This is a genomic window from Nonomuraea sp. MTCD27 (assembly GCF_041950495.1).
Taxonomy (GTDB): domain Bacteria; phylum Actinomycetota; class Actinomycetes; order Streptosporangiales; family Streptosporangiaceae; genus Nonomuraea.
Map to the genome: position 1 here is coordinate 79,479 of NZ_JBGNUW010000016.1, position 18,550 is coordinate 98,028.

The following is an 18,550-nucleotide window of genomic DNA, read 5'->3' on the forward strand; positions in this document are numbered from 1 at the left end:
GGCGCATGAGCAGCGTCACGCCTGCCGACGTGGAGGTCGGCGCCAAGGGCGACGGGGGAGCGCCACGGCAGCCGGGCCGGGTGTCGCTCGGCGGAATTTCGCTCAACCTGCGATCGAGCGGTATCTACATCGCGTTCGCGGCGATCGTCGTGTTGTTCACGGTGCTGACCGACGGCGCCATGCTGCAGCCGCAGAACATCTCGAACATCATCGTCCAGAACTCCTACGTCCTGATCCTCGCGATCGGGATGATCCTGATCATCATCGCCGGGCACATCGACCTGTCGGTCGGCTCGGTGGTGGCGGTCACGGGAGCGCTGGCGGCGGTGCTCATGGTCAACATGGGCTGGCCATGGCCGCTGGCCCTGCTGGCCACGCTGGTGGCGGGCGCCCTCATCGGGGCCTGGCAGGGGTACTGGATCGCGTACTTCGGGATCCCGGCCTTCATCGTGACGCTGGCCGGCATGCTGCTGTTCCGGGCGCTGACGCTGACCGTGCTCGGCAACCAGGGCATCGGCCCGTTCCCGGACCAGGTCCGTACGCTGGCCAACGGCTTCACCGACGGCTATCTCGGCAACATCGGCCTCGGCCCGCTCGGCGGCGCCGACCTGTTCAGCCTGCTGATCGGCGTCGTCGCGATCGTCGGCATGTTCACCTCCCAGTGGCGCACCAGGAACGCCCGCCAGGGTTACGGCCAGTCGGTCGAGCCCATGGCGCTGTTCGTGCTGAAGATGCTGGCCGGTGCCGCGCTGATCCTCTTCCTGGTCATCCAGCTCGCCCGGTTCAAGAACCTGCCGTGGGTGCTGGTGCTGCTGGCGATCCTCGTGCTGGCGTACTCGATGATGGCCAACCGCACGGTCTTCGGCCGGCAGATCTACGCCATCGGCGGCAACCTCCAGGCGGCCGTCATGTCCGGCGTGAAGGTCAAGTCGGTGGTCTTCTGGATCTTCGTGAACATGGGCGTGCTGTCGGCCATCGCCGGCATCATCTTCGCCGGCCGGCTCAACCAGGCGGGTCCGACGGCGGGCAACAGCTTCGAGCTGGACGCCATCGCCGCGGCCTTCATCGGTGGCGCGGCGGTGCAGGGCGGCGTCGGCAAGGTCGTCGGCGCCATCACCGGCGGTCTGATCATGGCGGTCATCAACAACGGCATGTCCCTGATCGGCTCGCCCAGTGAGCGGGTCATGCTCGTCAAGGGCGCCGTCCTGCTCGCCGCCGTGGCGTTCGACGTGTGGACGAAGCGCAGGGCGGGAGCTTCGCGCTAGTAAGATCCCCGGAGCCCAGCGAAAGGAGAGACCGTGACGACGCCCAGACGCCGCATGCCGGTCATGGCCGACGTGGCCAAGGAGGCGGGCGTGTCGCATCAGACGGTCTCCCGGGTGCTCAACGACCACCCGAACGTCCGGGCCGACACCCGCGCCCGGGTGGAGGAGGCGATCACCCGGCTGGGCTACCGCCGCAACCTGGTCGCCCGCGCCCTGGTCACCAAGCGCTCGAGGACCCTCGGCGTGGTCAGCTTCGACACCACGCTGTACGGTCCGGCCAGCACCATCTACGGCATCGAGCAGGCGGCCAGGACCGCCGGCTACTTCGTCAGCATCGTCAGCCTCAAGTCGATCGACGCGGCCAGCGTGGGCGACGCCATCGACTACCTCGCCGAGCAGGGCGTTGACGGGGTGGTCGTGGTGGCGCCGCAGCGCTCGGCCGCGCGGGCCCTGGAGAACCTGCCGACCGGCCTGCCGGCGGTGGCGGTCGAGGGCACGCACAGCGCCGACGTCTCGGTGGTGTGCATCGACCAGGTGGAGGGCGCCAAGCTCGCCACCCGGCACCTGCTCGACCAGGGCCACGAGACGGTCTGGCACGTCAGCGGCCCGGCCGACTGGCTGGAGACCCAGGGCCGGGTCGACGGCTGGCGGGCCGCGCTGGAGGAGGCCGGCCGGCCGGTGCCCGAGCCGCTGGCCGGCGACTGGAGCCCGCGCGCCGGTTACGAAGCGGGCAAGAGCCTGGCCGCGATGGACGGCGTCACGGCCGTCTTCGCGGCCAACGACCAGATGGCGCTCGGCGTGCTGCGCGCCCTGTCGGAGATGGGGGTGCGGGTTCCCGGCCAGATCAGCGTGGTCGGCTTCGACGACATCCCCGAGTCGGAGTTCTTCTCGCCGCCGCTCACGACGGTCAGGCAGGATTTCGACGTGGTGGGCCGGCACTGCATCGAGGTGCTGCTGCGGCAGATCGACGTGGGACCCACCGCGTACGAGCGCCTGGTCGTCCGGCCCAGCTTCGTCGTCAGGGCCAGCACGGCCCCAGTTAGGTAGATGCTGTCAGGTAGATGATTGGCATGCCCCCGGAAACTCCCTGGAGTTCAATGTGAACGCTAACAAATACGTGGTCGGAGTGGACTTCGGCACGCTCTCAGGGCGTGCCGTCGTCGTACGTGTGAGCGACGGCGCCGAGCTGGGCAGCGCCGTCCACGAGTACGCCAACCGCGTCATCGAGCACACTCTTCCCGGCACGGACGTGCGGCTCGGCCCCGACTGGGCCCTGCAGTCGCCGCAGGACTGGATCGACGTGCTGAAGGTCGCCGTGCCCCAGGCGATCGCCGCCGCGGGCGTGCGCCCCGAGGAGATCGTCGGCATCGGCACCGACTTCACCGCCTGCACCGTCCTGCCCACCACGGCCGACGGCACCCCGCTCTGCTTCGAGACGCCCGCCGAGCCGCACGCCTGGCCCAAGCTGTGGAAGCACCACGCCGCCCAGCCGCACGCCGACCGGATCAACGAGACGGCCGCGCGCCGGGGCGAGAGCTGGCTGCCGCGCTACGGCGGCAAGATCTCCTCCGAGTGGGAGTTCGCCAAGGGGTTGCAGGTCCTGGAGGAGGCCCCCGAGGTCTACGCCAGGGCCGAGCGCTGGATCGAGGCCGCCGACTGGATCATCTGGCAGCTCACCGGCGTCGAGAGCCGCAACATCTGCACGGTCGGGTACAAGGGCGTCTTCCAGGACGGGAGCTACCCGTCGGCGGAATACCTCGCCGAGCTCAACCCGGGCTTCGCCGGATTCGTCGGCAAGCTCGCCACCGGTGCGGTCGGCGACGACGTCAACGGCGTCAAGCTGGCCCCGCTGGGCGGCCTCGCCGGGCGGGTGACGGCCCGGGCCGCCGAGTGGACCGGCATCCCCGAGGGCGTCGCCGTGGCCGTCGGCAACGTGGACGCGCACGTCACGGCCGCCGCCGCGGACGCCGTCCGGCCCGGCCAGATGGTGGCCATCATGGGCACCTCCACCTGCCACATCATGCCCAGCGACCAGCTCGCCGAGGTGCCGGGGATGTGCGGCGTGGTCCAGGACGGCATCGTGCCCGGCCTGTGGGGCTACGAGGCCGGCCAGTCGGCCGTCGGCGACATCTTCGCCTGGTACGTGGACAACTTCGGCACCGACGGGCACGAGCAGCTCACGGCGCTGGCCGAGAAGCAGGCCGTGGGCCAGCACGGACTGGTCGCGCTCGACTGGTTCGGCGGCAACCGCTCGGTGCTGGTCGACCACAACCTCTCCGGGGTGATCGTCGGCCAGACCCTGGCCACCAGGCCCGAGGACGTCTACCGGGCCCTCATCGAGTCCACCGCGTACGGCGCCCGCATGATCGTGGAGACGTTCGAGAAGTCGGGCGTGCCGGTCGAGGAGTTCGTGGTCGCCGGCGGCCTGCTGAAGAACCCCTTCCTCATGCAGGTCTACGCCGACGTGCTGCGCCGCCCGCTCTCGGTCATCGGCTCCGACCAGGGGCCCGCGCTCGGCTCGGCCATCCACGCGGCCGTCGCCGCCGGGTCCTACCCCTCGATCGAGGAGGCGGCCGCGGCCATGGGCAAGCGCGCCGAGAACGCGTACGTGCCCGACGCGGCCCGCGCCGACGCCTACGACCGGCTCTACGCCGAGTACCGCAGGCTCCACGACTTCTTCGGGGACGGACGGATGTTGCACACGCTGCGCGCGATCAGGAACGAGGCACAGGCTTGATGGACACGAGGAAGATCGTCGCTGACCTGCACGCCGAGCTGGTCCGCTACAACCTGGTGGTCTGGACGGCCGGTAACGTCTCCGGCCGGATCCCGGGCGAGGACCTGTTCGTCATCAAGCCCTCCGGGGTCTCCTACGACGAGCTGACGCCGGAGAACATGGTCGTGTGCGACCTCGACGGCAACCTGGTGGAGGGCGAGCACTCGCCGTCCAGCGACACGGCCGCGCACGCGTACGTCTACCGCAACATGCCCGAGGTCGGCGGCGTCGTGCACACCCACTCCACCTACGCCTCCGCCTGGGCCGCCCGCGGCGAGGCCATCCCGTGCGTGCTGACCGCGATGGCCGACGAGTTCGGCGGCGAGATCCCGATCGGGCCGTTCGCCCTCATCGGCGACGACTCGATCGGCCAGGGCATCGTCGAGACGCTCAAGGGTCACCGCTCCAAGGCGGTCCTGATGCGGAACCACGGCGTGTTCAGCATCGGCAAGGACGCCAAGGCCGCGGTGAAGGCCGCCGTGATGTGCGAGGACGTCGCGCGTACGGTGCACGTGGCCCGCCAGCTCGGCGACCCGCTGCCCATCGCGCAGGACGACATCGACCGCCTGTACGACCGCTATCAGAACGTCTACGGACAGAGGAGCCCGCGTTGAACATCTGGTTTCTGACCGGCAGCCAGGGACTGTACGGCGAGGACACGCTGCGCCAGGTGGCGGAGCAGTCCCAGCGGATCGCCGAGCAGCTCCCCATGCCGGTGGAGTGGAAGCCCGTCCTGACCGACGCCGCGGCCATCCGGCGGGTGATGCTCGAGGCCAACGCCGACGACGAGTGCGCCGGCGTGATCGCGTGGATGCACACGTTCTCCCCGGCCAAGATGTGGATCGCCGGGCTCGACGCGCTGCGCAAGCCGCTGCTCCACCTGCACACGCAGGCCAATGTGGAGCTGCCGTGGAGCTCCATCGACATGGACTTCATGAACCTCAACCAGGCCGCGCACGGCGACCGCGAGTTCGGGCACATCCAGACCCGGCTCGGCGTGCCGCGCAAGACCGTGGCCGGGCACGTCTCCGACCCGTCCGTGGGCGAGCGCATCCTGACCTGGGTGCGGGCCGCCAAGGGTCTGGCCGAGGTGCGCACGCTCAAGCTGGCCCGCTTCGGCGACAACATGCGCGACGTGGCGGTCACCGAGGGCGACAAGGTCGAGGCGCAGCTCCGCTTCGGCGTCTCGGTGAACACCTACGGCGTCAACGACCTGGTCGAGGTCGTGGACGCCGTCCCCGACGCCGACGTGACGGCGCTGGTCAAGGAGTACGCCGAGCAGTACACCGTGGCCCCCGAGCTGCTCGGCGAGCGCCACGACTCGCTGCGCTACGCGGCCCGGATCGAGCTGGGCCTGCGGAGCTTCCTGGAGGCGGGCGGCTTCAAGGCGTTCACCACGAACTTCGAGGACCTCGGCGGCCTGCGCCAGCTCCCCGGCCTGGCCGTGCAGCGGCTCATGGCCGACGGGTACGGCTTCGGCGGCGAGGGCGACTGGAAGACCTCGGTCCTCCTGCGCACCCTGAAGGCCATGGCTGACAAGGGGACGCCCGGCGGCACCTCCTTCATGGAGGACTACACCTACCACCTGACGCCCGGCCAGGAGCTCATCCTGGGCGCGCACATGCTGGAGGTCTGCCCGTCCATCGCGGCCGGCACGCCGTCGTGCGAGATCCACCCGCTGAGCATCGGCGGCCGCGAGGACCCGGTCAGGCTCGTGTTCGACGCCGAGCCCGGCCCCGGCATCGTGGTCGGCCTGGCCGACATGGGCGACCGGTTCCGCCTCGTCGCCAACGAGATCGACATCGTGTCGCCGCCCGAGCCGCTGCCCAAGCTGCCGGTGGCCCGCGCGGTCTGGAGCCCGCGGCCGAACCTGCGCACCTCCACCGAGTCGTGGCTCACCGCCGGCGCGCCGCACCACACGGTGCTGTCCACGGCCGTCGGCCGCGAGGAGCTGACCGACCTGGCCGACGTGCTGGGCGTGGAGCTGGTGGTCATCGACGCCGACACCACGACCGAGCGGTTCACCAAGGAGCTGCGCTGGAACCAGGCGTACTACCGCCTGGCCCAGGGCTTCTAACTCTCGTCCCGAGGTTTCTCGGGGGCGTTCCTGCGCTGCTCCTCGGCGCGCTCGCGGCAGCGGCGCAGGAACTCCTCGTCGTCGTCGGGACTGGTGGCGGCGAAGCGGCCGGGACGGTCGTATTCGGGGAAGGCGCTGGGCCGCGTGACGGCCTGGGTGCGCTCGGGCCGGCCCGCCACCAGCCAGGCGATCGACCCGATCAGCGGGAACAGCAGCACGATCAGCACCCAGCCGATCTTCGGCAGGTTCCGGCAGAGCGGGTCGGGCGTGGTGATCACATCGAAGACGCAGTAGAGCCAGAGAGCGAGCGTGACCAGGCCGAGAACCTGGGACAAGTAGAGCACGGCACACCTCCGGTCAGCGGCACCTGAAACTAGCGGTACCCGCGCGGGCTGACAAGGCGTCGCTGTGGGAAGGTAAGGCCGTGACGCTGACCAATTGGGCTGGAAACACCACATTCCAGGCAAGCAATGTCCATCATCCGACCTCGCTCGACGAGCTCCAGCGGCTCGTCGCGGCCAGTGCCCGGGTGCGGGCACTGGGCAGCGGACACTCCTTCAACCACGTCGCCGACACCACCGGCGATCTCGTGGTGCTGGACCGGATGCCGGACCTGGTGGAGATCGACAGCGCGGCGGCCAAGGTGCGGGTGGGCGCGCGCATGACGTACGCGCGGCTCGCGCCGCTGCTGCACGAGGCCGGGTTCGCGCTGGCGAACATGGCCTCGCTGCCGCACATCTCCGTGGCCGGCTCGGTCGCCACGGGCACGCACGGCTCCGGCGACGGCGTGGCGAGCCTGGCCGCCGCCGTGTCCGGGATCGACCTCGTCACCGCCGACGGCTCGCTGCTGTCGCTCTCGCGCGGGGACGCCGACTTCCCCGGCGCGGTGGTCTCGATCGGCGCCCTCGGCGTCGTCGCCTCGCTGACGCTCGACCTCGTGCCCGCGTTCGAGCTGCGCCAGTACGTCCGCGAGGGCCTGCCGGCGGACGCGCTCGGCGACTTCGACGCGATCATGTCGAGCGGCTACAGCGTCAGCCTCTTCACCGACTACCGCGACACCCGCGTCTGGCTCAAGCGCGCGGAGGAGCTGACCGGCCCCGACTGGTACGGCACCACCCCCGCCGACGCCCCCCGCCACCCCCTGCCCACCATGCCCGCCGACAGCTGCACGGTGCAGATGGGCGTCCCCGGCCCCTGGCACGAGCGGCTCCCGCACTTCCGCCCCGACTTCCCGCCCAGCGGCGCCGGCGACGAGCTGCAGTCGGAGCTGCTGCTGCCCAGGGAGCACGCGGTCAAGGCGCTGCGCGAGCTGTTCGCGATCGGCGACCGCATCCGGCCGGTCCTGCAGATCTCCGAGGTCCGCTCGGTGGCCGCCGACGACCTGTGGCTCAGCCCCTTCCATGGCCGCGACAGCGTGGGCATCCACTTCACCTGGGTGAAGGACGTCGCCGCGGTGACGCCGGTGCTGGAGCTGGTGGAGGAGACGCTGGCGCCGTTCGACCCGCGGCCGCACTGGGGCAAGCTGTTCACCCGGTGGCCCCGGTGCCCCGAGCGGTTCCGCTCGCTGGTGGGGCGGCTCGACCCCGAGGGCAAGTTCTCCAGCGACTTCACGCGGATACTGCTGGGGGAGTAGCGCGCCCCTGAGGGCTTGCGCCCCCGGACGTAGTGGTCCACCGGTCCGGGGGACGATGTGCCGGGCCCGCGCGTCGGACATCGTTGGGGGCATGACCGATCACCCGTTCAGGTTCGGCACGGTCGCCGGACAAGCCCCCGACGCCGGCGCGTGGGCCGGCCTGGCCCGCCGGGCGGAGAGCCTCGGCTACTCGACCCTGCTGGTGCCCGACACGCTGGGCACGCTGTCGCCGTTCACGGCCGCCGCCGTCGCCGCCACGGCCACGACGACCCTGCGCGTCGGCACGTACGTCCTGAGCGCCCCCAACCGGACGCCGCAGGCCGTGGCGTGGGAGACGGCCACGCTGCACAAGCTCACCGGCGGCCGGTTCGAGCTGGGCCTGGGGGCCGGGCGGCCGGACGCCGAGCGCGACGCGGCCACGCTCGGGGTCAGGTTCGGCACGCCGGGGCAGCGCATCGAGCGGCTCGCGCAGACCATCGACGCCGTCGAGGACGTGCGGGTCCTGGTGGCCGCGGCCGGCACGAAGCTGCTGCGCCTGGCCGCCATGAAGGCCGACACGGTCGCGCTCGGCGTGCCCCCGCACTACACCGAGGAGCAGGTGGCGGCCAAGCTGGACGAACTGTACGAGCTGGCCGGCGACCGCTTCCACGCCCTGGAGCTGGGCATGAACCTGGCGTGCGCCGGGGCGGAGCCCCCGCCGTGGGCCCTGGAGCGCTTCGGCCGCACCGGCACCGGCATCCTCACGGGCACGCCCCAGGAGATGGCCGACACGCTGCTGCGGCGCAGGGACCGCCTCGGGGTCTCCTACGTGTCGGTGAACGCCCAGTTCATGGACGCCTTCGCGCCGGTCGTGGAAAGGCTCGCCGGTACCTGACGCAACCTGACAGGTACGGCTGCCACGATCGTCCCCATGACCGCCAAGGGAACCTTCGACACCGCCAACTGGACTCCCCAACCGCCCTTCGACGACCGCGACGGCGTCACCCTCGGGCTCGTGACCCTGGACAAGACCTGGTACGGCGACCTGACCGGCACCAGCGTCGTCACCATGACGGTGGCCACCACCCCGGTGGAGACCTCGCGGTCCTACGTGGCCCTGGAGCGCGTCGAGGCGACCCTCGACGGGCGGGCGGGCAGCTTCGTCGTGCAGCATGACGCGGTGAGCGACAAGGGCGAGCAGTCGCTGCGGGTCAGAGTCGTCCCGGACTCGGCGACGGGGGAGTTGCGCGGCCTCCGGGGCGAGATCGGCATCGCCGTCGCCGCCGACGGCACCCACTCGTACACCTTCGACTACACATTCTGAAGTTCGGCGCGACAATCGTGCCATGCCGACAAGTCACTGGGCGTGGGGGCCCGAACCTGGCGAGCCCGAACTGCGGGAGATCGCCCGCTTGTTCAGCGAGCACACGGGGCTGGGCGAACCGGCCTCGTGGGAGCCGCCCGTGCCGTTCTCCCCGGCGCTGGTGCCCAGGTCCGGGCTCCCCGTGCCGCCGCTGCCGTTCTGCACGGACGACCCGTACGAGCGGGCCGTGCGCACCTACGGGCAGGCCTACCGCGACCTGATCCGCGCCTACCGGGGCGACTTCGCCAACGCCCCCGACCTGGTGGCGCTGCCCCGGAACGAGGACGAGGTCGCGCAGGTCCTGGAGTGGGCCTCCGACCGGGGCGTGCCGGTGGTGCCCAGGGGCGGCGGCACGAGCGTCGTGGGCGGCGTCGAGGCCCGCTTCGACGGCCCGTCCCTGTGCCTGGACCTCGGCCGCATGAACCGCGTCCTGGAGGTGGACGAGACCTCGCAGGCGGCCCTCGTGGAGGCCGGCGCGACGGGGCCCGGGATCAACGCCGGGCTGCCCGACGGGCTGCAACTGCGCTTCTTCCCGCAGTCGTACGAGTTCTCCACGCTCGGCGGCTGGATCGCGACCCGGGCCGGCGGGCACTTCGCCACCCTGCACACCCACATCGACGACCTCGTCGAGTCGATCCGGGCCAGCACCCCCGCCGGCGTGTGGGAGTCGCGCCGGGTGCCGGGCTCCGGCGCGGGGCCGTCGCCGGACCGCTGGCTGCTCGGCTCGGAGGGCGCCCTGGGCGTGATCACCCGCGCCTGGGTGCGCGTCCACCGGCGCCCGCAGCACAAGGTCTCGCTGCCGGTGCGGTTCGCGGAGTGGGAGGCCGGGGTGATGGCCGTGCACGACCTGGCGCAGTCGGGCCTGCACCCCGCCAACTGCCGCCTGCTGGACGCCCGGGAGGCCGCGCTGACCTCCGGCGGCGACGGGCGGCAGGCCGTGCTCATCCTCGGCTTCGAGTCGGCCGACCATCCCGTGGACGCGTGGGTGTCGCGGGCCCTGGAGATCGTCTCCTGGCACGGAGGAGCCGCCGGCGAGGCCCGCCAGGACGTCGCGTGGAAGGGCGCGTTCACCCGCATGCCCTACCTGCGCAACGCCTACCCGGGCCTGGGCGTGATCGCCGAGACCGTCGAGACGGCCGTCACCTGGGACCGCTTCCCGGCCCTGCACGAGGCCGTCATGGCGGAAGGGGAGGCCGGGACCACGACGTGCCGCCTGGCCTTCGCCTACCCGGACGGGCCCGCGCCGTACTACACGATCGTCGTGCCCGCCGAGAAGGGCGCCGAGCTGGAGCAGTGGGACGACCTCAAGCGCCGCGTCTCCGAGACCGTCCTGCGCATGGGCGGGACGATCACCCATCACCACGCCGTGGGCCGCGACCACCGCCCCTTCTACGACCGGCAGCGGCCCGACCCGTTCGCCCTCGCGCTCAAGGCCGCCAAGGCCGCCCTGGATCCCCGGGGGATCCTCAATCCGGGGGTGCTGATCTGATCCGTTCTTTCCAGTAATGTGCCGACCAGCCGGTATGTAACGGGAGGAGCGCGTCGTGTGGGACCCCGAACTCGCCGAACTGCGGCGCCGCAGGGAGCAGGCCGAGCGCATGGGAGGCGAGGAACGGGTCGCCCGCCAGCACGCGACGGGCCGCCTGACCGTCCGGGAGCGGCTGGCGGCCCTCACCGACAGCTGGCAGGAGGTCGGGGCGCTCACCGGTCACGCGAACGCCGACGGGTTCACGCCGTCCAACGTCATCATCGGGCGGGCCCGGCTGGCCGGGCGCCGCGTCGTCGTGGCGGGGGACGACTTCACCGTACGCGGCGGGGCCGCCGACGCCGCCATCCACGAGAAGCAGGTCCTGGCCGAGCGCATGGCGGGCGAGATGCGGGTGCCGCTCGTCCGGCTGATCGACGGCACGGGCGGCGGGGGCAGCGTCAAGCAGATGGAGGAGTACGGGCGCACGTACGTGCCGGCGAACCCCGGCTGGGACCAGGTGGTGGCCAACCTGGGCCGGGTCCCGGTGGTCGCGCTCGCCCTGGGCCCCGTCGCCGGGCTGGGCGCGGCCCGGCTGGTCACGTCCCACGTCTCGATCATGGTCAAGGAGCTCTCGCAGGTGTTCATCGCGGGCCCGGCCGTGGTGGAGGCGGGGATGGGGGAGAGCGTGGGCAAGGAGGAGCTCGGCGGCTGGCGTACGGTGTCGGCGGCCGGCACGGTCGACCTGGTGGCGGATTCGGAGCCGGAGGCGTTCGAGCTGACCGCGCGGGTGCTGTCGTACCTGCCCCAGAGCGCCTGGCAGCCACCTCCGGTCGGCACGCCCGACGACGCCCCGGACCGGGTCTCGCCCGAGCTGCGCGACATCGTGCCCCGGGACCGCCGCCGCCCCTACGACATGCGCGCGATCCTGGGCCTGGTCTTCGACACGGGCACCGTCATGGAGCTGGGCCGGCGCTTCGCCCCCTCCGTGATCACCGCCCTGGCCCGCCTGGACGGGCACCCGGTGGCGGTCCTGGCCTCGGACCCGAACGTGTACGGCGGCGGCCTCACGGCCCAGGGCTCCGACAAGATGGCCCGCTTCGTCGACCTGGCGGAGACCTTCCACCTGCCGGTCGTCCACCTGGTCGACCAGCCCGGCTTCGTGATCGGCACGGCGGCGGAGCGGGCGGGCACGATCCGGCGGGGCGCCCGCGCCCTGGCGGCCGTCTACCAGTCGACGGTCCCGTGGGCCTCGGTCCTGGTCCGGCGGGTCTTCGGCGTGGCGGGCGCCGCCCACCGGCCCCACGACCGCTACAGCCTGCGCGTGGCCTGGCCCTCCGGCGACTGGGGGTCGCTGCCGATCGAGGGCGGGCTGGAGGTGGCCTTCAAGCGGATGCTGGCCGAGGCGGGCCCGGAGGCGGCCGCGCTGAAGGCCGAGATCGCCGGGCGGCTGGAGGCGGTCAGGTCGCCGTTCAGGACGGCGGAGGCGTTCCTGGTGGAGGACATCATCGACCCGGCGCACACCCGCCCCGCCCTGACGGAGTGGGTCCACGACGCCTACGCGGTCCTGGACCCCGGCCCGAACCCCGCAGCCCGCCCCTGACCTCCCTGACCATGGACCTCGACTCCCGGGCGCCCGAACCCCACCGCCCGCCTCTGATCGGCGGGCCTCAGGCGCCCGGGCGGAAGCGGCGGGGCGGGGTGTGGATGTCGAAGCTCAGGCGCGGCTGGGCCAGCACCGAGTGCGGCACCGTGTCCGGGGTGATCAGCCCGAGACGCTCGAAGACGGGGAACCGCGCGGACGTGGCGGCGAGGTGGCGCGGGCGCATCACCGGGTGCCAGATGCTGTACGTGCCCACCCGCCCTCCCCTGCGCCGGTACCAGCCCAGGGTGGGATGGGTGAGCCGCTCCAGCCAGTCGGGCTCGCCCGCGAAGCCGTCGAGGCGGCCGCGCGGCTCGGGCAGTTCGGTCGCCTCGCAGCTGGCGTGCCCGGCGCGCAGCCGCCAGCCGGCCGGCGTGGCGGCCCAGTCCGCCTCGATCCTGATGCGGTCGCGGTGCCACGGCATGCCCCACAGGTGGCGCGGGATCGCGACCACCGGGTGGTCGAGCGCGGTGCCGAAGAACCAGACGCCCGGCCGGCCGTACGCGGTGACGTACGCCCGGTAGTTGATCTGCCCGCAGTCGATGCCCACCTGCGGCAGGAAGCGGAAGTGGAAGTCCCGGTCGGTGAAGGCGACGGCGGAGACCAGGGCGCCGGGACCGTCCCCGAAGTCCGCCTTCATCGGGGCGAACCCCCGGGGCAGGTGCCTGGCCAGGGCGTCGGCGTCCACCCGGTAGCTGACGATGGCGAAGTCGTCCAGGTCCGTCCGAGCGTGGTACCAGCGCGGGCGCGGGCGAGGGGTCCCGGCGAACGTCATGGTTCACACCGTATGCCCCGGGAACGGTCGGCGCTGTAGCGTAAAAGTGGTGGCCGCGAGGGTGTGGCCTGTGAAACGGTCGGGTTCTGATGATCCGGTGGACCGAGGCAGGGCAGGAACGATCGGCGATCTGGCGTTCGGCGCTGGACGTGCCGCCGCCAGGGCGCGTCATCGTCGCCGACGACCGGATGAGCGCCGCCACCGCCTACCGCCTGGCCTGCGAGGGCACCGCGCTGCTGTGGCGCGGCGACTTCCACAACGCCCGCCAGCTCCTCGACGCCATGGCCCGGCGCTGCAAGCCGGCCGCCCCGGACAGCGACTTCTACCGCTACCGCCAGGCCCGCTCCCAGCGCGCCCGCACGCTCGGCATGCTGCTCATCCCCTACGCCGAGGGCCACGTGGTGCCGCTGCGCCGGGCGCCGGACGTGCGGCCGGCCTGCGCGGAGGTCTACGGGCCCGACGCCCCGCCCGCGGTCGGCCAGCTCCGCGAGCTGCTCGGCCTGATCGGCGCGCACGAGTGGCGCGAGAAGGGCGTGCACGTCCCGGCGCTCGGCGCCCGCATCCACCCGCACCACGGCGTGTTCTCCCCGATTCGCGGCGAATACGTCGATCTGGTCGCCGAGGCGCCGCTGCCGGACGACCGGCTGGCCTTCGACGTCGGCACCGGCACCGGTGTGCTGGCCGCCGTGCTGGCCAGACGCGGTGTCCGGCACGTCGTGGCCACCGACCTCGACCGCCGGGCCGTCGAGTGCGCCGGTGACAACGTCGCCCGCCTCGGCCTGGACGACCAGGTGGAGGTCGTGCGGACCGACCTGTTCCCGCCGGGGCGGGCGCCCCTGGTCGTCTGCAACCCGCCGTGGCTGCCCGCCAAGCCGTCCTCGCCGCTCGACCACGCCGTCTACGATCCGGGCGGGCGGATGCTGGGCGGTTTCCTGGGCGGGCTGGCCGAGCACCTGGAGCCGGCGGGCGAGGGCTGGCTGATCCTGTCCGACCTGGCCGAGCATCTCGGGCTGCGCACCAGGGCCGAGCTGCTGGAGGCGTTCGAGCGGGCCGGGCTGCGGGTGGCCGCCCGGATGGACGTCGCGCCCCGCCACCGCCGGCCGCGCGACGCGGACGACCCGCTGCACGCGGCCCGCGCCGCCGAGGTGACCTCGCTGTGGCGGCTCAGGCGCTGAACGCCTTGCGGTAGGCCGACGGTGACGTACGCATGGCGCGGGTGAAGTGGTGCCGGAACGTCACCGGGCTCTCGAACCCGACCGCCGCCCCGATCTCCTCCACCGGCGCCGCCGTCGACTCCAGCATCGGCAGGCTGGCGGCCACCCGCTGCGAGATCACCCACCGCAGCGGGCTCGTCCCGGTCTGCCGCTTGAAGTGCCTGATGAACGTGCGCTCCGACATGTGCGCGACCCCGGCCAGGCCGGCGACGGTGATCGGGTCCGTCAGGTGGTCGAGGGCCCACGCCATGGCCCTGGCCACCGCGTCGTCGTCCTCCACCGGCGTGACCGCGGCCTCGATGAACTGCGCCTGGCCGCCCTCCCGGTGCGGCGGGACGACCAGGCGGCGGGCCACGGTGTTGGCCACGCCGGGGCCGTGGTCGCGGCGTACGAGGTGGATCAGCAGGTCGAGCCCCGCCGCGCTGCCCGCGCTGGTCAGCACGTCGCCGTCGTCCACGTACAGGACCGAGGGGTTGACCCGGATCTCGGGGTGGCGCTCCTGGAGCAGCTCGGCGTACTTCCAGTGGGTGGTCGCCGCGCGGCCGTCCAGCAGCCCGGCGGCCGCCAGCGCGAACGCGCCCGAGCAGATCGAGACCATGCGCGCGCCGCGCCCGTGCGCCTCCCGCAGCGCGGACACGAGCGGGCCGGAGACGGGTCCCCGCACGTCCGCCACGCCGGGCACGATCACCGTGTCCGCCCCGGCCAGCACGTCGAGCCCGTGGTCCGCCCGCATGGTGAACCCGCCCACGACCCGGAGCGGCTCCGGCGTCTCCGCGCACACCTTGAGGTCGTACCAGGGCGGCTCCAGCTCGGGGCGGGGCAGCCCGAAGATCTCCACCACGCAGCCGAGCTCGAACGGCGCCATGCCGTCGAACGCGAGCACGGCCATCCGGTGTGGCCTGGTCGGCGATGGCAACAGCATGCCCGCATGTTAGCCGCAGCTTTTCAGCGGCAGAGGAGATATATGCACATTTCGGGAGTACAGACCGTTTTGCCCGATCACCGCTACGAGCAGGCGGAGATCACCGAGGCGTTCTCCCGGCTGACCGAGTGCGACGAGGAACTGCTCAGACGATTCCACGCGGCCACCGGGGTGGAGGGCCGTAACCTGGCGCTGCCACTGGCCGACTACGCCAAGCTCGACTCCTTCGCCAGAGCCAACGACGCCTACGTCGAGCAGGCGCTCGAGCTCGGCGAGCAGGCCTTGCGGGGCGCGCTGCGCAAGGCGGACGTGCCCCCGGAGAAGGTCGACCACCTGCTGTTCTGCTCGACCACCGGCCTGGCCACGCCCTCGCTGGACGCCAAGCTGGCCCAGCGGATGGGGCTGCGGCCCGACGTGAAACGGGTGCCGGTGTTCGGCCTGGGTTGCGCGGCGGGCGCGGCCGGGCTCTCTCGCCTGCACGACTACCTGCGCGGCTGGCCCGACCACGTCGCCGTGCTGGTCTGCGTGGAGCTGTGCTCGCTGACGATCCAGCGCGACGACACCTCGATCGCGAACCTGGTGGCCAGCGGGCTGTTCGGCGACGGCGCGGCGGCCGTCGTGGCGACCGGACGCGGGCACGGCCCCGAGGTCGTCGCGACCCGCAGCAGGCTCTACCCCGGCACCGAGCACCTCATGGGCTGGGACGTGGGCGACCACGGGTTCCGCATCGTGCTGGACGCGGACCTGACCCATTTCGTGGAGGAGGTACTGGCGGCCGACATCAAGGCGTTCCTGGCGGACTACGGCCTGACGCCCGATCAGGTGGCCACCTGGGTGTGCCATCCCGGCGGGCCCAAGGTCATCGCCAAGATCGTGGAGACGCTCGGCCTGGCGCCCAAGGCCCTGGACGTGACCTGGCGCTCGCTGCGCGAGTACGGCAACCTGTCGTCGGTCTCGGTGCTCCACGTGCTCCAGGAGACCCGCGGCCGGCCCGGCACTCCGGCCGTGATGATGGCGCTGGGGCCGGGGTTCTCCGCCGAGTTGCTGCTGCTGCACTGGTGACGGCGTACGCGCTGCTGATCGGGCTGGTCGTCCTCGAACGGCTGGCCGAACTCGTCGTGGCCCGGCGCAACCTGGCCTGGGCCAGGTCCCGGGGCGGCGTCGAGTACGGCAGGCGGCACTATCCCTGGATCGTCCTGGCCCACGTGGCGCTCCTGGTCGCCGCGCCGGCCGAGGTCTGGCTGCTCGGCCGCCCCTTCGTGCCCGCGCTCGGCTGGCCCATGCTCGCCGTCGTCGCGCTGGCCCAGGGGCTGCGCTGGTGGTGCGTGGCGACGCTGGGCCGGCAGTGGAACACGCGCGTCGTGGTGGTGCCGGGGATGCCGCTGGTGCGGCGGGGGCCGTACCGGTGGTTGCGGCACCCCAACTACGTGGCCGTGGTGGCCGAGGGGATCGCGCTGCCGCTCGTCCACACGGCCTGGCTGACCGCGCTGGTCTTCACCGTGGCGAACGCGGTGCTACTCGCCGTGCGGATCCGCGTGGAGGATCGGGCCCTGGCGCTCATCGGGCCGGATCCGGCCGGGAGACCGTGATCTCCGTCAGGCCCTCCGGCGGCTTTCCCGGGTGGAGGCCGGTCAGCAGCGTGCTGACCGTGTAGAGGTGCCAGGCCAGGGCGGGCTTCTGGACCACGGGGTCGGCGAAGAGGGCGCGTACCTGGTCCGGGTGCACGATGGGGGCGAGGGCGTCGAGGCTGCCGAGCACCTGCTCGCGCAGCACGTCCGTGAGCGCGGGGCCGGGGCTGGTGCGCCAGCTCCACCCGCCTCCGGTCTTCGCGGTAGGCATGTGCTCGGGCAGGCGCCGGCGCCAGAAGGGCCGGGTCATGCCCTCGGCGAACCGCCACGGTTTCCCCTCGATCGGGACGTCCCGCAGCTTCGGGGCGAATCGCAAAATAAGGGCATAAATCACCTCTTCGGAGAGGCGCCAGCCCTGGTCCAGGCTCAGCGCCGCCCGTACCACGCGGTTGTCCAGGAACGGCCGTACGGGGTCGCCGCGCCGCAGCGCGCCCGCCCGCGCGCTGGCCTGCCAGCGGCCGACCTTGTACCAGATGTAGATGTGGTCCAGCGCCTCCAGCCGGTTCGGCCGGGCCCGCCACGGCCGGGCGAGCTCGCGCGCGTGCTCGTTCGCCTCGGTGGTGAACAGCTTCTCGTCCTTGCGGAAGGTGTTGTCGATGCGCCGCAGCAGCGCCTTGTCGCTCAGGTCGGTCTGGAGCAGGTTCAGGCTGCCCGCGCGCAGCGTCTCGCCACTCTGCCCCGACATGGTGGGCTTGCCGGAGTAGGGGAGGTAACTCACGATCGACTCGTACGCCGAGGTCATCCCCTCGCACGTGCGCAGCGTCTCCCAGGCCCGGCTGAGCGGGTGCTCCACCAGCACCGCGTCCTTCGCGGCGGTCTGCGGCGGGGCGATGACCGTGTGCTCCACCCCCAGCCGGGCCGCGATGCGCCGCGCGATGATCACGTCGGGATGCGTGTCCAGGCCGTTCGTCGTCACCCGGAACGGCACCCGCGCCGCGTGCAGCAGCGCCGCCAGGATGCGGGTGTCCCGCCCGCCGGTCAGCGCCAGGTTCACCGGCTCGTCCAGCTCGCGCAGCGGGGCCACGGTGGCCAGCAGCGCGTCGGCCAGCTCGCCGATCGCCGCCCGCTTGCGCCGCGCCGACGTGGGGGCGGGCGCCGCCTCCGGCAGCGGGGTCTCGGTGATGGCGCGCACGCCGTCCCGCACGACGAGCCGCGAGCTGGGCCGCAGCGCCGAGACCCCCTTGTACGGCGTCTCGTCCGACAGGAAGAACCCCTGCCTGACCATCGTCTGGAGGGCGAGCACGTCGTGCTCCACCCGGTCGTCCGGCCGGGCCGCCAGGTGCACCAGCAGGGCGCGGCTGCCGACCACGTGCAGCTCGGGCGTCTCGGCGTAGAAGACGGGGCAGACCCGGTTGATCGCGGTGCTCGCGGTCAGCTCGCCGTCGCGGGCGATCCAGGCCGAGAAGCAGCCGCCCACGGAGTCGTCGGGGAGCCTGGTCACGTCGGACGGGTCGGCCAGGTGGCCGTTCAGCCCGAGGATCCGGCCGTCGTGCTCGGAGATCAGTGGCGGCTGCCGCGAGTCGTCGGGCTCGTTGGTCCACGCGAACAGCGAGACGCCCCGGCCGTGCCATTCGCGGCCGCGAATGACGTCGGGCGGCACGGGAAAGGCCAGTTCGATAACGGATCGAACTCTGTTTAGGACATGGGCGGAAATGTCCTGCCGCTTTGCGGCTATGCCCAAATAGACGCGCACCCCGACATGCCTACCTCAACTACCTCATTTGTCACAACCGATCACGCGTAGATCGCGGTTTGCGCTCGCTTGAGTCACCGGCCAGGCCATCGCGAACCGGCTTCCGTCGTACGACTCG

Annotated in this window: 17 protein-coding genes; 13 read left to right on the top strand and 4 right to left on the bottom strand. The window is 72.3% G+C overall.

Translation table 11 applies throughout. The features are described 5' to 3' along the window. The first annotated feature begins 5 nt into the window (after positions 1–5). The 5 genes from mmsB (at position 6) to araA (ending at position 6,118) form a co-directional block, all read left to right on the top strand. Positions 6–1,265, top strand: a complete 1,260-nt coding sequence (gene mmsB, locus ACBJ59_RS39180) for a multiple monosaccharide ABC transporter permease (protein ID WP_375115193.1) — start codon at positions 6–8, stop codon at positions 1,263–1,265. 33 nt (positions 1,266–1,298) lie between these two features. After that, complete coding sequence (locus tag ACBJ59_RS39185; protein ID WP_375115194.1) at positions 1,299–2,312, top strand: LacI family DNA-binding transcriptional regulator; 1,014 nt, start codon at positions 1,299–1,301, stop codon at positions 2,310–2,312. 70 nt (positions 2,313–2,382) lie between these two features. Continuing rightward, positions 2,383–4,002, top strand: a complete 1,620-nt coding sequence (gene araB, locus ACBJ59_RS39190) for a ribulokinase (protein ID WP_375115386.1) — start codon at positions 2,383–2,385, stop codon at positions 4,000–4,002. Further along, positions 4,002–4,655: an L-ribulose-5-phosphate 4-epimerase gene (locus tag ACBJ59_RS39195; protein WP_375115195.1), complete on the top strand. Its 654-nt coding sequence runs from the start codon at positions 4,002–4,004 to the stop codon at positions 4,653–4,655. Before araB ends, ACBJ59_RS39195 begins: the two co-directional genes overlap by 1 nt. Beyond that, on the top strand, positions 4,652–6,118 hold the full coding sequence (araA, locus tag ACBJ59_RS39200) for an L-arabinose isomerase (protein ID WP_375115196.1): 1,467 nt from the start codon (positions 4,652–4,654) through the stop codon (positions 6,116–6,118). Before ACBJ59_RS39195 ends, araA begins: the two co-directional genes overlap by 4 nt. On the opposite strand, the gene ACBJ59_RS39205 is transcribed toward araA, so the two are convergent. After that, complete coding sequence (locus ACBJ59_RS39205; RefSeq protein ID WP_375115197.1) at positions 6,115–6,462, bottom strand: PLD nuclease N-terminal domain-containing protein; 348 nt, start codon at positions 6,460–6,462, stop codon at positions 6,115–6,117. The genes araA and ACBJ59_RS39205 overlap by 4 nt on opposite strands. An 80-nt stretch (positions 6,463–6,542) precedes the next feature. Here ACBJ59_RS39205 and ACBJ59_RS39210 point away from each other — a divergent pair, with 80 nt between their 5' ends. From ACBJ59_RS39210 to ACBJ59_RS39230, 5 genes are all read left to right on the top strand, one after another. Next, on the top strand, positions 6,543–7,751 hold the full coding sequence (locus tag ACBJ59_RS39210) for an FAD-binding protein (RefSeq protein WP_375115198.1): 1,209 nt from the start codon (positions 6,543–6,545) through the stop codon (positions 7,749–7,751). Positions 7,752–7,842: 91 nt separating this feature from the next. Then, positions 7,843–8,625 (top strand): LLM class flavin-dependent oxidoreductase, encoded by a 783-nt coding sequence (locus ACBJ59_RS39215; RefSeq protein WP_375115199.1) that lies wholly within the window; start codon positions 7,843–7,845, stop codon positions 8,623–8,625. Between the two features lie 36 nt (positions 8,626–8,661). Further along, a complete protein-coding gene (locus ACBJ59_RS39220) occupies positions 8,662–9,054 on the top strand; it encodes a DUF3224 domain-containing protein (protein WP_375115200.1) in 393 nt (130 codons plus the stop codon). 22 nt (positions 9,055–9,076) lie between these two features. Beyond that, entirely contained in the window at positions 9,077–10,582 is a 1,506-nt protein-coding gene (locus ACBJ59_RS39225) for an FAD-binding oxidoreductase (RefSeq protein WP_375115201.1), read from the top strand. Between the two features lie 55 nt (positions 10,583–10,637). Beyond that, positions 10,638–12,161 carry an acyl-CoA carboxylase subunit beta gene (locus ACBJ59_RS39230; protein WP_375115202.1) on the top strand — a complete coding sequence of 508 codons (1,524 nt, stop codon included), beginning with the start codon at positions 10,638–10,640 and terminating at the stop codon, positions 12,159–12,161. 67 nt (positions 12,162–12,228) lie between these two features. Here the strand turns inward: ACBJ59_RS39230 and ACBJ59_RS39235 are convergent, their stop codons facing one another. Further along, positions 12,229–12,975, bottom strand: a complete 747-nt coding sequence (locus ACBJ59_RS39235) for a DUF2071 domain-containing protein (RefSeq protein WP_375115203.1) — start codon at positions 12,973–12,975, stop codon at positions 12,229–12,231. An 89-nt stretch (positions 12,976–13,064) separates the two neighbouring features. On the opposite strand from ACBJ59_RS39235, the gene ACBJ59_RS39240 reads away from it, so the two are divergent. Then, positions 13,065–14,150: a methyltransferase gene (locus ACBJ59_RS39240; protein ID WP_375115204.1), complete on the top strand. Its 1,086-nt coding sequence runs from the start codon at positions 13,065–13,067 to the stop codon at positions 14,148–14,150. On the opposite strand, the gene ACBJ59_RS39245 is transcribed toward ACBJ59_RS39240, so the two are convergent. Continuing rightward, entirely contained in the window at positions 14,140–15,111 is a 972-nt protein-coding gene (locus ACBJ59_RS39245; RefSeq protein ID WP_375115205.1) for a helix-turn-helix domain-containing protein, read from the bottom strand. The genes ACBJ59_RS39240 and ACBJ59_RS39245 overlap by 11 nt on opposite strands. A gap of 42 nt (positions 15,112–15,153) precedes the next feature. Here ACBJ59_RS39245 and ACBJ59_RS39250 point away from each other — a divergent pair, with 42 nt between their 5' ends. Beyond that, positions 15,154–16,173 (top strand): type III polyketide synthase, encoded by a 1,020-nt coding sequence (locus tag ACBJ59_RS39250; RefSeq protein WP_375115206.1) that lies wholly within the window; start codon positions 15,154–15,156, stop codon positions 16,171–16,173. Beyond that, positions 16,170–16,700 (top strand): isoprenylcysteine carboxyl methyltransferase family protein, encoded by a 531-nt coding sequence (locus tag ACBJ59_RS39255; RefSeq protein ID WP_375115207.1) that lies wholly within the window; start codon positions 16,170–16,172, stop codon positions 16,698–16,700. The genes ACBJ59_RS39250 and ACBJ59_RS39255 overlap by 4 nt, the downstream gene beginning before the upstream one ends. Here the strand turns inward: ACBJ59_RS39255 and ACBJ59_RS39260 are convergent. Continuing rightward, positions 16,669–18,339, bottom strand: a complete 1,671-nt coding sequence (locus ACBJ59_RS39260) for an asparagine synthase-related protein (RefSeq protein WP_375115208.1) — start codon at positions 18,337–18,339, stop codon at positions 16,669–16,671. The genes ACBJ59_RS39255 and ACBJ59_RS39260 overlap by 32 nt on opposite strands. Positions 18,340–18,550 lie beyond the last annotated feature (211 nt).

Coding starts and splice junctions, on each gene's coding strand:
- ACBJ59_RS39195 (WP_375115195.1), top strand. CDS start 4,002: ATGGACACGAGGAAGATCGTCGCTGACCTGCACGCCGAGCTGGTCCGC.
- ACBJ59_RS39215 (WP_375115199.1), top strand. CDS start 7,843: ATGACCGATCACCCGTTCAGGTTCGGCACGGTCGCCGGACAAGCCCCC.
- ACBJ59_RS39220 (WP_375115200.1), top strand. CDS start 8,662: ATGACCGCCAAGGGAACCTTCGACACCGCCAACTGGACTCCCCAACCG.
- ACBJ59_RS39235 (WP_375115203.1), bottom strand. CDS start 12,975: ATGACGTTCGCCGGGACCCCTCGCCCGCGCCCGCGCTGGTACCACGCT.
- mmsB (WP_375115193.1), top strand. CDS start 6: ATGAGCAGCGTCACGCCTGCCGACGTGGAGGTCGGCGCCAAGGGCGAC.
- ACBJ59_RS39225 (WP_375115201.1), top strand. CDS start 9,077: ATGCCGACAAGTCACTGGGCGTGGGGGCCCGAACCTGGCGAGCCCGAA.
- ACBJ59_RS39245 (WP_375115205.1), bottom strand. CDS start 15,111: ATGCTGTTGCCATCGCCGACCAGGCCACACCGGATGGCCGTGCTCGCG.
- ACBJ59_RS39240 (WP_375115204.1), top strand. CDS start 13,065: ATGATCCGGTGGACCGAGGCAGGGCAGGAACGATCGGCGATCTGGCGT.
- ACBJ59_RS39250 (WP_375115206.1), top strand. CDS start 15,154: ATGCACATTTCGGGAGTACAGACCGTTTTGCCCGATCACCGCTACGAG.